This window comes from Bradyrhizobium sp. ISRA442 (assembly GCF_038085055.1).
Taxonomy (GTDB): Bacteria; Pseudomonadota; Alphaproteobacteria; order Rhizobiales; family Xanthobacteraceae; genus Bradyrhizobium.
The window spans coordinates 273,484-286,724 of record NZ_JALGCN010000006.1; the positions used below are offsets into that span (position 1 = coordinate 273,484).

The 13,241-nt window shown below is 57.8% G+C and carries 11 protein-coding genes and 2 pseudogenes; 1 reads left to right on the top strand and 12 read right to left on the bottom strand.

All coding sequences use genetic code 11. From position 1 onward, the window contains the following. Positions 1 to 19: 19 nt before the first annotated feature. The 12 genes and pseudogenes from MTR72_RS15795 to MTR72_RS15840 all read right to left on the bottom strand — a co-directional run bounded on the left by MTR72_RS15795 (position 20) and on the right by MTR72_RS15840 (position 11,466). Positions 20 to 1,081 carry an alpha/beta hydrolase family protein gene (locus tag MTR72_RS15795; protein WP_341510545.1) on the bottom strand — a complete coding sequence of 354 codons (1,062 nt, stop codon included), beginning with the start codon at positions 1,079 to 1,081 and terminating at the stop codon, positions 20 to 22. Positions 1,082 to 1,776: 695 nt separating this feature from the next. Next, positions 1,777 to 1,977: pseudogene (locus tag MTR72_RS15800) on the bottom strand (ATP-binding protein); the annotation flags it as partial. An 18-nt stretch (positions 1,978 to 1,995) separates the two neighbouring features. Continuing rightward, a complete protein-coding gene (locus MTR72_RS40420) occupies positions 1,996 to 2,334 on the bottom strand; it encodes a hypothetical protein (protein ID WP_445819601.1) in 339 nt (112 codons plus the stop codon). 59 nt (positions 2,335 to 2,393) lie between these two features. Then, a pseudogene (locus tag MTR72_RS40425) lies at positions 2,394 to 2,531 on the bottom strand (Mu transposase domain-containing protein); the annotation flags it as partial. Positions 2,532 to 3,064: 533 nt separating this feature from the next. Then, the gene (locus MTR72_RS15810; protein ID WP_341510546.1) at positions 3,065 to 3,895 is read right to left on the bottom strand and encodes an ABC transporter permease; all 831 of its coding nucleotides are present in this window, start codon (positions 3,893 to 3,895) and stop codon (positions 3,065 to 3,067) included. 4 nt (positions 3,896 to 3,899) lie between these two features. After that, positions 3,900 to 5,144 (bottom strand): ABC transporter permease, encoded by a 1,245-nt coding sequence (locus MTR72_RS15815; protein WP_341510547.1) that lies wholly within the window; start codon positions 5,142 to 5,144, stop codon positions 3,900 to 3,902. A 69-nt stretch (positions 5,145 to 5,213) separates the two neighbouring features. Next, complete coding sequence (locus MTR72_RS15820) at positions 5,214 to 6,281, bottom strand: ABC transporter substrate-binding protein (RefSeq protein ID WP_445819588.1); 1,068 nt, start codon at positions 6,279 to 6,281, stop codon at positions 5,214 to 5,216. A gap of 94 nt (positions 6,282 to 6,375) precedes the next feature. Then, positions 6,376 to 7,470 (bottom strand): ABC transporter ATP-binding protein, encoded by a 1,095-nt coding sequence (locus tag MTR72_RS15825; protein WP_341510643.1) that lies wholly within the window; start codon positions 7,468 to 7,470, stop codon positions 6,376 to 6,378. Between the two features lie 1,455 nt (positions 7,471 to 8,925). Then, complete coding sequence (locus MTR72_RS15830) at positions 8,926 to 9,354, bottom strand: hypothetical protein (RefSeq protein ID WP_341510548.1); 429 nt, start codon at positions 9,352 to 9,354, stop codon at positions 8,926 to 8,928. 16 nt (positions 9,355 to 9,370) lie between these two features. Then, positions 9,371 to 9,541, bottom strand: a complete 171-nt coding sequence (locus MTR72_RS15835) for a hypothetical protein (RefSeq protein ID WP_341510549.1) — start codon at positions 9,539 to 9,541, stop codon at positions 9,371 to 9,373. After that, positions 9,538 to 9,780 (bottom strand): ATP-binding protein, encoded by a 243-nt coding sequence (locus MTR72_RS40430; protein ID WP_445819598.1) that lies wholly within the window; start codon positions 9,778 to 9,780, stop codon positions 9,538 to 9,540. Before MTR72_RS40430 ends, MTR72_RS15835 begins: the two co-directional genes overlap by 4 nt. 168 nt (positions 9,781 to 9,948) lie before the next feature. Next, on the bottom strand, positions 9,949 to 11,466 hold the full coding sequence (locus MTR72_RS15840; RefSeq protein ID WP_341510550.1) for a porin: 1,518 nt from the start codon (positions 11,464 to 11,466) through the stop codon (positions 9,949 to 9,951). 460 nt (positions 11,467 to 11,926) lie between these two features. Here MTR72_RS15840 and MTR72_RS15845 point away from each other — a divergent pair, with 460 nt between their 5' ends. After that, positions 11,927 to 12,409 carry a MarR family winged helix-turn-helix transcriptional regulator gene (locus MTR72_RS15845; protein ID WP_341510551.1) on the top strand — a complete coding sequence of 161 codons (483 nt, stop codon included), beginning with the start codon at positions 11,927 to 11,929 and terminating at the stop codon, positions 12,407 to 12,409. Positions 12,410 to 13,241 lie beyond the last annotated feature (832 nt).

Consider the following 13,241-nt stretch of genomic DNA (forward strand, 5'->3'; position numbering starts at 1 on the left):
CATTGGCGCGAGCTAAATGCTAATGCTCTCCTGTCAGACGGCAGTCGCGAAGCTGACTTGCTGTGAGCTTACGTTCTAGCCAGCCGAGGATGTGATCGTCGGAAGTAATGAAATTTTCAATGTCTCTGACGGGGGTTGGCGCCGTTCGCGGCATGGCTATTTCCAGATCAATTCGCGCCGCTACGCAGTCAGCTTGTAATTTGATCGCCTCCGGCACGCTGACCGTGCCCCGTCCCCCGGCGACGACGAGAACTGGGCATCTCAACTGTCGAGCTAATCGCGAGCGGCGAGCTGAGATTTCGCTCTCATTGTCGAGAGCGCGCGTCGGCCAACCCGATCCCAACGTGCACACCCAATTCCAAAGACCGCCGTCGCAAACGGCCGCGGCAATGCGGCGATCGAACACAGCGTAATCAGTGGCGAGAGCGGCCGACAACCCCTCTCCATAGATACCAATCCGAGAGGCATCGACGCCGGCTCGGCCGGCCAAGTAATCCAAACAGCATGACAATGAGATTTCCGACCGGCCGCGCCAGTGATTTGAAACGTCGTCATGAGAAACAACCAGAATTGACATGGCCCGACCACTTACTGCGGGCAACAGCCTTCCAAGCAACGCGGCCCGTGCTTCCCCTTCCCTGCTAATGCATATGACTGCCGGGGCAGCCAAGTCCGCTCCCCCCTGCGACAAATAATAGGCAGAAATTTCTGGTAGATCATCGCACGAAATTCGTACCTGCTCGACCTTCTGCCCCAAAGAAAGCGCGAACCTCTGAATACTGACATAGATCTTAGCCAGAATCTTCTCTCCTTGGGGATGATCTTCGTCAACTAGCCGCCTACCAACTTCGAACGCAGTTAGCGCACAAAGCCACGCGTCGGCAGCCGCAGCGAGGTCCCGCTTTTTGAGATGTACGTCAACAAGAACGCAATGAGCATCGCCGATATTAGCCCATTGCGCGGCCCACTCCTGCTCACTGTTGGACTCACGTGCATCTTCGAGGCTATCTAAGAAGGCCGCGGCGCGTAGGCGTATGGACGCGAAATTTCCCGACGTATGAGGCCAAGCAGCGCACAACATCCGTTCGCCCCTCCCTGCGGCGGACCGACACCGTGCGGTCACACAAATATTATCGGGCAGCCATGAGGCCGAAATTTCTCAATCTGGCGCTTGTTCTCACCGAATTTCTGCTTACTGAGGCCCAATGCGCAGATTTCGTGCTAACGCCAACGACAATCAACCACAACCAATCGTCACAACCGTTTGGCTCGGGGACGAGCCGATAAAGGCCTTGCTACTCACAACGATGCGCACAACATAGGCCACCGACCGCCATCTCGATGACGTGCACCCAGCGCGCCAGCGCCATCGACGACTCCCGATTACCTTGTCGACGCGGAGGGACTGCTCTTTGGGCTCACGTAGAAGAAGCACCAGTCGCCGACTACTCCGGGCGCATCAGCAAGAACGGCGATTCTTCCCAACGCGAGGCGCTCTATAAGGCCCTGCCATCTTAACCTAGATGGTCAAGGGCTGTGCGCAGCTGAAGAGCTGCGCGATGCGGATCGCCAGGCGCGCCGGCAGATGGCGCTGGCGCGCAAGCTCCGTAATCATGCTGCGCATGTTCGGAGCTTCGAGCTTCACTTACACGCAGGCTCGCCGTCTGAATCGGTGCCCGTGTCGCGACAACACGAATGTCGCCGTCACCAAAGGCGATTAAGCATCGTCATCTAGAAGATTCACCAACGGAGAATGCAGAGCGCCGAGATGGCCTCGACGAGGCTGGCGAATAGCGCGCGATCGAGACCGCACTGGGGGCGGTAGTCGACGTCCTCGACACAAGCCTGCTGGCGCAGCTTGGCGTGACGCTTTCGGATGGCAAGCCGCTTGTCGTGACGCAGCGAGACTTCGCGTTGGAGCAGCAGCGCGAGCCATTCGGCGTGACCGAGGCTCGCGGCCTCGCCGGTGGCCTCGAGTGAGCAAGGGATCATCTCCTAATGTCCGCGGATGTTGGAATGCTGGACCGGAAGGTCGTCCGCGGAACGCTGGGGAGCAGGACGCCGAACGAAGTTGTTGGCGAGGATCGAGTTGACCGAGCCATAGGTGCGCGCGCCGATGTCGCTCGCCCGCGCGGCCGCCGCGTCCAGGCGCTCGCGCCCGTAGGACGCGGCGACCCTGAGGATGCCGAGACAGGCGCGGAACCCCTGCTCGAGGTGCGAGCGCTCGTCGAGAATGAGGTCGCACAACGCGCTGGTCGCCGGGTCGATCGCGGCGGCGTCCTGGCGGATGCGCACGATGGTCCAGCCGGCGTAGCGGCGATGGCTGGAGGCCATGTGCTCCGGTTGTGATTGCCGCTCATGCGCTGATGCGCGGCAATCCGCTCGCCCTTGTGGAGGATCTCGACGGTGCGGGTGGTAAATCGCACCTCGACCTCGGCACGCGCGAAGCGATGCGGAACGCTGTAGTAATGCTTCTCCACCTCGACGTGGTAGTCGAGGCTGACGCGGCGGATACGCCACTCGGCGAGCACGTAGGGGCCCGCCGGCAGCGGCGCCAAAGCGTGTTTTTAGCAAGCGCCGCCTTGACGCCTTCGTGAGCATTCGAGATCACAGCGTTGCTGCCAAGCACGCTGCGGGTTGAGGCATGCGCAGGAACGCCGTCCAGAACTCTGTCTTGGCCTCGGAAGGGCCAATGTCCGTTACGGAGGGGGTCGACCGCGATGATCACCGCCGCCGAAACGTCGCGGCCATACTGGCGCCCGTTCACGCAAGTGGTGTCGATCACAGATAGGCGGTCGCCGCCATCAATCCTTGGGGCGAGGAACGCCTTCACTAGTTATCAATCTTGGCACACAATCGGCTCGCCTGGCTTGCCGCTCGTCCACATCGCCTGCACCGATCATTAACCGAGTGGTCGAAGCTCCCTGAATTTAGATTCCTGCACCACGGCGGTGAGCACATTTCCGGCATCCGCTGGGAAGCCAATAAATTACAAGCTTGCGGATATGGGCTCGACCTAGTGCGGGTCCCCCAGATCCGATCGAATTCGCCATACGAGGGGCAATTAGGTGCTGCGGATGCCGCGCAGGCGCTCCGAGTGCCGCCGCCGCAGCTCGACCGTCGTTAGTAGAGCGATGGCGATCAGTACCATGATCGTGGAGGCGGCAGTAATGGTCGGGCTGATTTGCTCGCGGATACCCGAAAACATCACCATCGGCAAGGTGCGCTGTTGGGGCCCGGCAATGAATAGCGCGACTACCACCTCGTTGAAGGAGATAAAAAAGGCAAAAAGCGCACTAGAGATCAAGCCAGGCAGGATGAGCGGTAGAATGATCTTGAAGAAAACGGTGATAGGAGGTGCGCCGAGTCCGGCAGCCGCGCGAGTCAGCGAATGGTCGAAACCTGTCAAAGTCGCAGTCACGGTGATGACGACGAAAGGCGACGCCAGAATCGCATGCGCCAAGATCAGGCCAGTATATGTGTTAAGCAATCCGATATTGGCGTAGAAGAAATAAACGCCAGTCGCCTTGATCACGATCGGGACGATTAGGGGCAGGGTCAATATACTCATGACTATCCCACGTAGAGGAAAGTTCGAGCGACTGAGCCCGAGTGAGGCAAGGGTGCCTAATGCAGTCGACAGCAGCGTGACCAACACCGCAATGAAGACGGAATTGTACAGCGCGTCGCGCCAAAGATCCGTCAGCAAGAATTCCTCGTACCAGCGCAGGGACAACCCAGGAATCGGATAGCTGAATAGCCGCCCCGAACTGAACGAGAGCGGAATTATCGCGACGATTGGCGCTATTAGGAACAGCAGCACCATCCCACAGATCAGCCGGTGCAGGTAATACCAGGCTCTCTCACCTGGCGAAGCATTGGCGGGAGCGGCCATCTTTCTATCCCATCTTAGTCCGATCGGCACCGGCCAACCTGGTGTAGACGTAGTAAAGCAGCAAGGTTGCAGTTAACAGAATGACGCCGAGGGCTGAAGCCATGCCCCAGTTAAGTTCGTCGTTCATGTAATGGGCGATGAAACTAGAGACCATCTGGTCAGTGGGACCTCCGACAAGCGCTGGCGTGAGGTAATAACCCAAGCTCATAATGAAGGATAGCAGACAGCCGGCGGCGATCCCCGGCAACGTCTGGGGAAAGTACACCTTCCGGAATGCGTAGAACGGTCCGGCGCCGAGCGAGCGGGCGGCGCGGAGATGGTCACGCGGGATCGTCTTCATCACGCTGTATATGGGCAACAGCGTAAAGGACAGCTGGACATGGGTCATGGCCGCCACCGTGCCGATCCGGTTGAAGATGAGTTGCGCCGGCTGCGATATGATGTGCAGCGCCATTAGTATATTATTGAGGATGCCATCCCGTTGCAGCATCACCAGCCAGCCAGTGATACTTACCAGCGGCGAGGTCCAGACCGGCAAGATGACTATAATGATCAGTATATTGCTGGTCGTTTGCGGCAAACTCGCCATCAAATAGGCAAATGGGAAGCCCAGGAGCAAGGTCGCGGCTGTCACGCCGATGCTGATGCCGAACGTGCGCAGAAGCACGTCACGGAAGATCGCATTTTGGGGCGGTGTAGTGACGATCTGTCCCTGGGGACCGTACTGAAAATCGAGTGAGCGCAGCAAATAATCGGCTGTGTAGGGCGAGTTGGCGCGCATCAGCAAGTGCCACACTTCGGGCTGTCCCCAGAGGACCGGATCAATCGCGATCAACTCCGCCTTGTAAGGGCCGGCAGAAAGCGTGCTCGCCTTGCGGGCGCTTGTTAGCAGCTGAGTTCGAGCGCCGGGCAGTTCGTAGTTGATGCGGGTGCCGATCTTCGGTGCAGTGTTCTGCGCCCAAGCCTGCCTTAGATCGTTCGCCAAGGCGTCATATACGGCTTCGTCGGGCAGGCTGTTGCCATTCCACCCTTGAAGGGCCGCGGTCGTCCGCGGCATCAGCGTCAATAGCGTATCGTCATAGATCGCCTTGGAAAGCATCCCCCCGATAGGCAGAACGAAGGCGGTCAGGACAAACACTAGCAGCGGCAGTACGAGGGCGAACGCCTTCAGCTTGCGCTGACGCTCGGTTCGCTGCAATTTGAGCCGCAGGGGGATGCTGTCCGGTCCGCGGGCGATTTGGGTGGCCATCGTCACCTCTGCCTTTCTCTCACTTGAGCTGAGGCTAGGAGGACGTAGCTCTCCTAGCCTCCGCCTTCCCTATTGCGCCAGCCAGGCGTTAAAGCGCTGGTCGAGCGCGTCGCCCTGGTCACTCCAGAAGCTGTCGTTTACGCGCAGCGCATGAGTTAGGTGGTCGGCCGCAGTCGGTAGGTCGGGGAGAACAGCCGGATCGATATACTTGAGCGCGCCCCTGTTAGCGGGCCCCACGGGCAAATAGTTGGTGAACCTTGCCGCCACCTCAGGCGAAGCCGCGTACGCAATGAACTTGTAAGCATCGTCTAGCCGCGGAGTGCCACGAGGGATCACCCAGATGTTGCCTACATTCCACAACTGGGCATCCCACATTATCCGGAAATGCTTGCCAGAGTCCTTGTTCGCAGCGGTGATGCGGGGGTTATAGGCCGCGGTCATAACCACGTCGCCGCCCGCCAGAAGCTGCTGAGGCTGAGCGCCGATCGTCCACCAAACGATATCCCTTTTTATCGTGTCGAGCTTCTTGAAGGCACGATCGACGCCCTCAGGCGTGGCAAGCAACTTATAGACATCGGCTGTGGGTACTCCGTCGGCAATTACCGCCCATTCGAGAGCGAATCTGGCACCTTTGAATAGCCCGCGCTTGCCAGGGAATTTCTTCAAATCGAATAAATCGGCGATGGTCGTTGGACCGTTCGGTAGCTTGTCGCTGTCATAGGCAACAACCGCCGCCGATGCGTGCATCGGCACCCCACACTCAAACTTGTCGCCATCGATGAACTTGGACCGATCGAGGCCGAGCTTATTCCAGTCGATCTTCTCGAGCATGCCGTCTGCGCACATTTGGCTGGCCCATTTCGTCCACCCGTTGACCACGTCCCAGGTTATGGCATTGGATTCGACCATGGCCCGAATTTTAGCGGCCTCGCCGCTATAGGAAACATCGGTTACTTTGATCCCGGTTTCTTTCGAGAAGGGCTTGTAGAATGTCTCGCGTGACGCCTCCTGATCGGCCCCCCCCCAGTTGACGACAGTCAGCTGATCACCGGCGAAAGCAGCCGTTACTGGGCTAGCCCATTCACCCAGCAAGGCTGTCATGGCCATAGCGCCGGCGATAATCGAGTATTTCCTCATTACCTTCCTCCCCTTAATAGGCCAGCTCCAAAATGGAAGCGGCTGTACTAAAACGCCCAACTTGATCCCGTTCGCGAGTAAGGCTCGGTCATCGTCAGGTCGCGTCGAGCGCCCGACAATCTTCCATTTTCCAGCCGATAGTGATCGCCGCGTTTTGCTCCAGCTGCACCACGCCCTCGGAATTCGGAAGCTTGACAACCAGATCATCTTGGCCGGCAACAGAAGTCCGGATGCGCACGTGGTCGCCCAGATAGATCAGCTCCACAATCCGCGCACTGAAGATATTGGGCAGCGAACCCGGCGTCGGGTTTAGCCTCACTCGCTCGGGCCGAAATGACAGCAAGGTGGACTGACCGACCGATTTGACATTGATCGCCAGTGCCTGCGCGGTCCCCGCGCCCGCAACCTCTACGTTGCAGGTCGCGCCATTCATCGACACGACTCTCCCGTACAAGCGGTTGTTCTCGCCGATAAACTGGGCAACGAAGGCGTTCTGCGGCCGCTCATACAGCTCGACCGGCGCGGCGAGCTGCTGGATGATACCATCGTTGAACACTGCTATCCGGTCTGACATTGTCAGCGCCTCTCCTTGGTCATGCGTCACATAGATCACGGTGACGCCGAGGTCTTCGTGAATATGCTTGATCTCGAGCTGCACCTGCTCGCGAAGCTGCTTGTCCAGCGCGCCGAGCGGCTCGTCCATCAATACGAGCTTGGGATCAAAAACGAGCGCACGGGCAAGGGCGATGCGCTGTTGTTGACCGCCGGATAGCTGACCAGGCCGGCGCTTGCCATAGTCGCCAAGCCTTACCATGTCGAGCGCGCGCTTGATCCTGGCCTCACTCTCCGCTTTGCCGAGCTTGCGGACTTTGAGCGGGAAGGCAACGTTCTCCTCTACTGTCATATGCGGGAATAGCGCGTAGTTTTGGAACACCATGCCGATATTGCGTCTATGCGGGGGCATGTTGTCTATCGGTCGGCCCTCAAGCAGAATCCGGCCGTGGGTGGGCACCTCGAAACCGGCGAGCATCATGAGCGTCGTGGTCTTGCCGGAGCCGGAGGGCCCGAGCATGGTCAAGAACTCACCCTGCCTGATGTCCAGGTTGAGATTCTTAACAACCAGCGTTTCGCCATCATAGGTCTTCTGGACGTCGGAAAACCTGACAAAGGCAGTGCTTGCGTCCGGCATAGGCCCCCTCTCCGGTTCCGCCACTTCGCCCCCTAAATCGGCACTGTGGACTACCGGATATTGCTGTTGTGTCTTGTCGGATTTCTGCATCGTCAACGCGCAATCGCGACCGGGCTGCATGAGACGCCTGCGATAAACCAAATGACGCATTGTTTCCCCACCCGAGCCTCATTCTGCGACTTGAGCTGCTGGTCGCTTTATCCTTCATGGACGCGTTTATCAGGCACCTAGAGCTGAATCGCGCTGATTTTCTCGTCAGGCAGCCGAAATCCTGCGCAGAATTGGCAGTGTGCAGGGATTTAAGTCATCTTCGAACTGCAAGTATCGGGCGAGCGTCGTCAACGTGCCGCCTCGCGACACTTTTATGATGCACGACCGGCTCGCTCGACCAGGAGACTGTTTGTTCCGCGATAGGCCCCCCGTACTAATGACGGGGCGAGCCATTTAATCTGCTACCCTGCACCTACAGGCTAACAGACGTGAACATGGAAGCACTGGGTCTATGCCGCATATGTCGTGCTTGACCTGTGAAGAGTTCTTCATCGAGCATGGCGCAATCCATGCGGACTCTGAGTGCGGTTAGCTGCTCTTCTTAATGCCGAGAATAGCTCGCTGCTCGATCGGTGTGGCGACGACGTTCATGACTTCAGTAGTCGCAATAGCCGCAGCACGATCCAGGCTTGGGAGGCCAGCAGACGGCGCGTCCAACGCTAACAAAAGCATGTTCTTGCAACCGGACGCGCAACCGTAACGGATTTCGCCAGCATCGAGGCCGAACTCACCTCAGCTTGCAACCGCCGTCGCCAAACCGATCAGGCCGTCACTAAATCGGCGATAGCTCTGAAGCAGCCAGAACGATGACGTCAACGTCGGCCTCGCGCTGGACTACAGCGCGCGCCTTCACTTGAGTCGATATCGGAATATCTACCGCCTTGAACTTTCAGCCGCGCTGAATCTCAGGATACGCCGCTGAAATCATCTATTGGGAGCGTCTTCGAGAGACGCATGGCGCGTGCACGCTATTCTATGCACGGCCGGCCTCGTGCATAAAGCATGACACCGAGTGCTGTCTGAGAAAGTCCTGTCATCACTTTGCGGTCGAGCGCACATCTCTTGTTATCGATCTCGACAAGTCAGAAGCCCCCACATCGACAGTGATTCCGACCACCCTGCGATGGTTGCTGAGCTCTTTTGCAACTACTTCAGTGGATCCGCCATTAATATGACGCGACAACGCGCATGCCTTGACTCGCAAGGTTGCTAGTGATGGCGAGGCCAATACTGCAGGCACCACTTTGTAACAAGCACGCCCCTTCCATCCGAGTTCGATCCTTCGCAATCTCCAGCGACTCTCTGGCCTCGGCGAGAAGTCACGGCTCGCCTGACGCCTTTAATGTCCCTGCCTTCCCCCTCTATCGACCGAGAATGAGGCGTGACGTTGCTTCGAAGGGCGGACTATTGAGCCGCCGCGCTAATCGCAAGTCGGTCAGTCGCAGCCTGGTGAGACAAACTGAGTATTAATGACAAATCCGCTAGGCCGAGAATTGGACAAACCTTGCTCAGCAGCTCGCTGTGAGTGCGCATGGGAATAGTGATCAGCGTTTCCGGTCGATCGCGATCACGGGTTTCGATGGTGATCACTTGCGGAGACGAACACGACTGACGCGTTGTTGTGTGCTGGAATGGATCTTCCTGATCAAGAGGGCGGGATGATTTGGAGATCGTTGCGCCGGTCCATGAGAGCGCCTCGCGCGCGGCGCGGGCTGGCCCGCGACAAGCGACGCAACAGCGCGCTCGGTGGTCACGCTTTTGTCCTATCGTCGGTCCGCCGATGCAGTCGACCTTGAGCTCGATTTCGTGGACGTCGTGAATGATGCGGTCCAATGTGGCATCCGAGGATTCACGCATGGCGTTCAACCGACTCCTGCCGTCGCTCGAACACCACGACCTCGTGGCCAAGCGAATGCAGCTCACGCGTATAGCCGCGCAAGAATTGCGCATTGCCGTTGTTCCAGCAGGGATCGGCAATCGCGTCATGCCATTGTGACACCGAGATCTTGCTTGCGATCAACAAGGACCCCCGGTCATAGCGATCATCGACGATGTCGAGCAGATCACGGCGCTGGGATGAGCAGGTTGACGTGCTCCAGCGGCGATCAGGCGAGCGAGACGGCCTTCGCCGCGCGCCTGGGCGAGATCAGCGAACAAGCGGGGCATGCGGTTGTAGATCACGGAAAAGCCTTCGCGGCAGGATTTGTTGCCGAGTGCGCAAGCTAGGCAGGACCTGCCAGTGCCGGTCGGACCGACGATGACGAGCTGGCTCGTGTTCGCAGATCACTTGCCGCCATAAAACACGCCCCACGGGAAATGCCTCCGAAAAATCGAAAGGCCTCCGACGGGCATGCCGGAGGCCTTCTTGGAGGTTCAACTTAGATGCAGAGCTCCTTTTATTCTCCTTCCATTAAATTCGAGAGAGACTTACCAGTTGCGCTGAGCGCGCAGCAGCAGCGCAACGGTGCTCTGGTCCTTCAGCTCATATGTGGTACCCGGCTTGGCGATACCCGACTGCTGCGGCAGGGTCACCGTACTTCCGCCGGCGTACTTTTGGTCGAGCATCATGTAGCTGAGTTCAGCCGAGAAAGTCAGGTTCTTAACCGGGGTCCAGCGCGTAATTGTACCAACAACAGCATAGTTGAAGTCCGGATTGCACCCGGCAAGGCCGCTCGACAGTGCGAGGGTTCCGACGACCGCGCCGCAAACATAGCCCTTTGCCGTGTTGTTGTAGCGTACGGCTGCCCAAGCACCGTAGATCGCGGTATTCCAATACGGATCCCAGTTGTGGGTGTAGGCACCGTTGAAGCCGTAGGTCGTGGTCAACTCTTGACCGGAGCCCGTGACGAACACGGAGTCGGAGATACCAGCAAGGCCGACGCTCTGATAAGCCCCAGCGAGGTTGGTGCCGCCATACATTGCGTAGGTACTCGATAGATAGCTCTGGAAGTTGTAGCGGCTTGCACCGTTGGTATACACGCCTTGAACGTTGATAGTATCACCTGCCCCGGTGGGGATGTTCTTGATCGACAATGCCAGCTGACCAGCCCAACCCCACTTGTCGCCTGGATGGCCGGTGACCTCGGTCGCGCCATAATAGGCAGCATGGTTGTCGTGCGCAGCAACCGAACCCTGGAAGAGGCCCCATGCCTGGTCAACACGCAGCATCGCGACGAGGTCTGGAGCTCGCGTGCCGCCAATGTCGTTGGCACCGTACGCACCGGCGGCGAGACCAGCGGCGGTCGCGCCGCTGACGTTCCAGATGTTGGTCGTGTAATTGACGACTTGATCCTGGGCCGAGAACGAGGCCGTGATGCCTTGACCGAAGTCGGCGGTATAAGTGAACTGGTTCACGGGCTCATAGCCGCCACCGCCGGGCAGTTCGAGGTTGTTGCCCGGATACGAGAACCAGGGCGCGCTGAACTGAGAGTTCGCTTTGCCGAAAGTGAACCCAGCAAACTGGATGAAGGCGTCCATGAGACCAAGCGAACCACCACCAAGTGCAGAACCGATTGATGATGTATACGCCGTCGAACCATTCACGGCAGTCGTACCAGCGCCGGAAAAGGTACCGGTCGTCCAGGTGAAGATCGAGCCGAAGAAGGTGCGAACCACGCCGTACTCGGTCGCAGTGCGCGTATCGATTGAGAGGTATTCGCGACTGCGCGCGCTGTAGTAGTCAGTCAAGCGGTTGCGAGCGCCAGGCACGCCGCTACTGGCTACGTCATAATGGACGCTGGTATTGAGCGTGACTTCTGCGCGCAGGTAGCCGCCCAATTTGATGCACGTGTCAGTGCCCGGAATGTAATAAAAGCCGGCCCCATACAACGAGCAAATCTTCACGTACTCGACCGGCTTGGCCTTCAGGGGAAGATCGGCCGCTTTTGCCCCGGCGCTCGCAAGCATTGCTGCAGAACCGAGGATAAGAGTCTTCGTTAGTTTCATCCATGAACCTCCAAGTTGGAAATGTCGTTTCCGTCCTAGATCCGCCTCAACAGCCTCACCCCAGGGGCGGGGCATCTGACGGAACGACCTCGAGGGCCCCCTCGCGTCGAAGGCAACATCTACTTGAATACTACAATTGCTTCAATTAATTATTTTCAGCAAGTTACGTTTGCCGCCCAGGCGACGTTTTTTGGCAACAGTAGAGCATGGGATCCTTCGCGCTAAACGAAAAAGAACCTCTGGGGGGCATCCCGGAGGTTCCATTTGGAGGTTTTCGCATGATCGTAGAAGAAAGTTCAAACGATCTGGACGGGACTAATAGCTCAAATCAATTATATCTGTCAATTATTTTTTTACATGACCGCCATGCCCATTCGTCCCTTTGTTGGGCCGCCCGATACGGATAGGTGTTCCGGTCTACGGGAATCTTTGTGGATCCTGTTTTGGCGGGAGGAAGAACATGGCCGAACAAGAGCATCTCGATAGAGCCGCTCGGGACTTCATCTGGAACGTCGTCGAGATCCATTCCCAACTCGAGGCAATACACAAGAGTTGGGCCGAGATGTTAGGGATAACCGAACCACAGTGGTTGATCCTAATGGCCGTCGACGAGCTCGACGAAGGTCGCGGGGTCTCGGGAATTGCAGTTGCGAACAAACTGCGAATCCATCCAGCCTTCGTTACCAACCAAACGAAAAAGTTGGAGGCAATGGATCTCCTGGCCCGCGTAACATCGCCTGATGATGCCAGGTTCCTACAGATGTCGCTCACTCAAAGGGCGCGGGCGGAAATCACGGGGTTGTCGAACAAGCGACAATCCCTCAACTCGACTATATTTGGCGGGTTGGATGAGGAGTCGCTTGACTATCTCAACAAACGCCTAACTTCGATTGCCAAGAATAGCCGATTGGCGTCCCAAAAGCTAAGCATGGGAATTTGGTGAGGTACGATCCCATGCTGAGCTTACGCATCGGTAACGCCTTGGGCGACGTCCGAATATGCTGCGAAAGAAGGTCAGCACCGAGACATAGCGAAAAAAATGTAGCGGTGAGTAGGATGTGTCATATCAATAATGCGTTTGACCTCGGCTGTTTTGTTGCCAATTTCGTTACCGGACTATAAGAAAGTTCGAGATTATCGAATTGCATTGACCTTGCACAAATCTTTCTGATCCAGCGGACACTGGTGCGTCTGGATCACCTTACTGATCCGCTGCCGTCTAGCTCAAAGAGACTTTCAGCAGCGCCTGCTCTACCTCATCGACAATGGCTTGTACTTGAGTGCCTAGTGCTCGTCCTCGAGTGGAGGCTCGCGCTCCTTTTCTGCACCCGCGCGATTGCGATGCTCTGACCTCCTTTAGCGATTGCGACGCACTCAGCAACCAAAACTAAAGTCCATCGTGCGGCACTCGCAGCTTCGTAAAGCATGAAGATGGCCTGCGGAAGAACGCGATGAAGACGGCCATCGCGGCGTGATCGGCCCTAAACAATGCAGGACACTACCTCCAAGCAGGCGCTCCTGCGAGTGGCTTGCCTTGCTCGCTCGTGACCAGGATGGCAAGTTTTTCAGAATGGTCGCGCATCAGCGACTTCTAAGACTTAAGCATTCGCCCTGCGATTTGCCGGCAATAGGTCTCGCCAGTTGGCCGCAGCGATCGCCGCCTCCATGTCCACCGCGCCGCCGCGAGCGACATTGGCGATCCTTTCCCCGGATCGGCCGAAGCCTCCAATTACGAGCCCGCCGGCCAGCGACTATCGATCAGTGCGGCCTCGAGC

Excerpts from the sequence above, each read along its gene's own strand:
- MTR72_RS15795 (WP_341510545.1), bottom strand. The coding sequence starts at position 1,081 with ATGTTGTGCGCTGCTTGGCCTCATACGTCGGGAAATTTCGCGTCCATA.
- MTR72_RS40420 (WP_445819601.1), bottom strand. The coding sequence starts at position 2,334 with ATGGCCTCCAGCCATCGCCGCTACGCCGGCTGGACCATCGTGCGCATC.
- MTR72_RS15810 (WP_341510546.1), bottom strand. The coding sequence starts at position 3,895 with ATGGCCGCTCCCGCCAATGCTTCGCCAGGTGAGAGAGCCTGGTATTAC.
- MTR72_RS15815 (WP_341510547.1), bottom strand. The coding sequence starts at position 5,144 with ATGGCCACCCAAATCGCCCGCGGACCGGACAGCATCCCCCTGCGGCTC.
- MTR72_RS15820 (WP_445819588.1), bottom strand. The coding sequence starts at position 6,281 with ATGAGGAAATACTCGATTATCGCCGGCGCTATGGCCATGACAGCCTTG.
- MTR72_RS15825 (WP_341510643.1), bottom strand. The coding sequence starts at position 7,470 with ATGCCGGACGCAAGCACTGCCTTTGTCAGGTTTTCCGACGTCCAGAAG.
- MTR72_RS15840 (WP_341510550.1), bottom strand. The coding sequence starts at position 11,466 with ATGAAACTAACGAAGACTCTTATCCTCGGTTCTGCAGCAATGCTTGCG.
- MTR72_RS15845 (WP_341510551.1), top strand. The coding sequence starts at position 11,927 with ATGGCCGAACAAGAGCATCTCGATAGAGCCGCTCGGGACTTCATCTGG.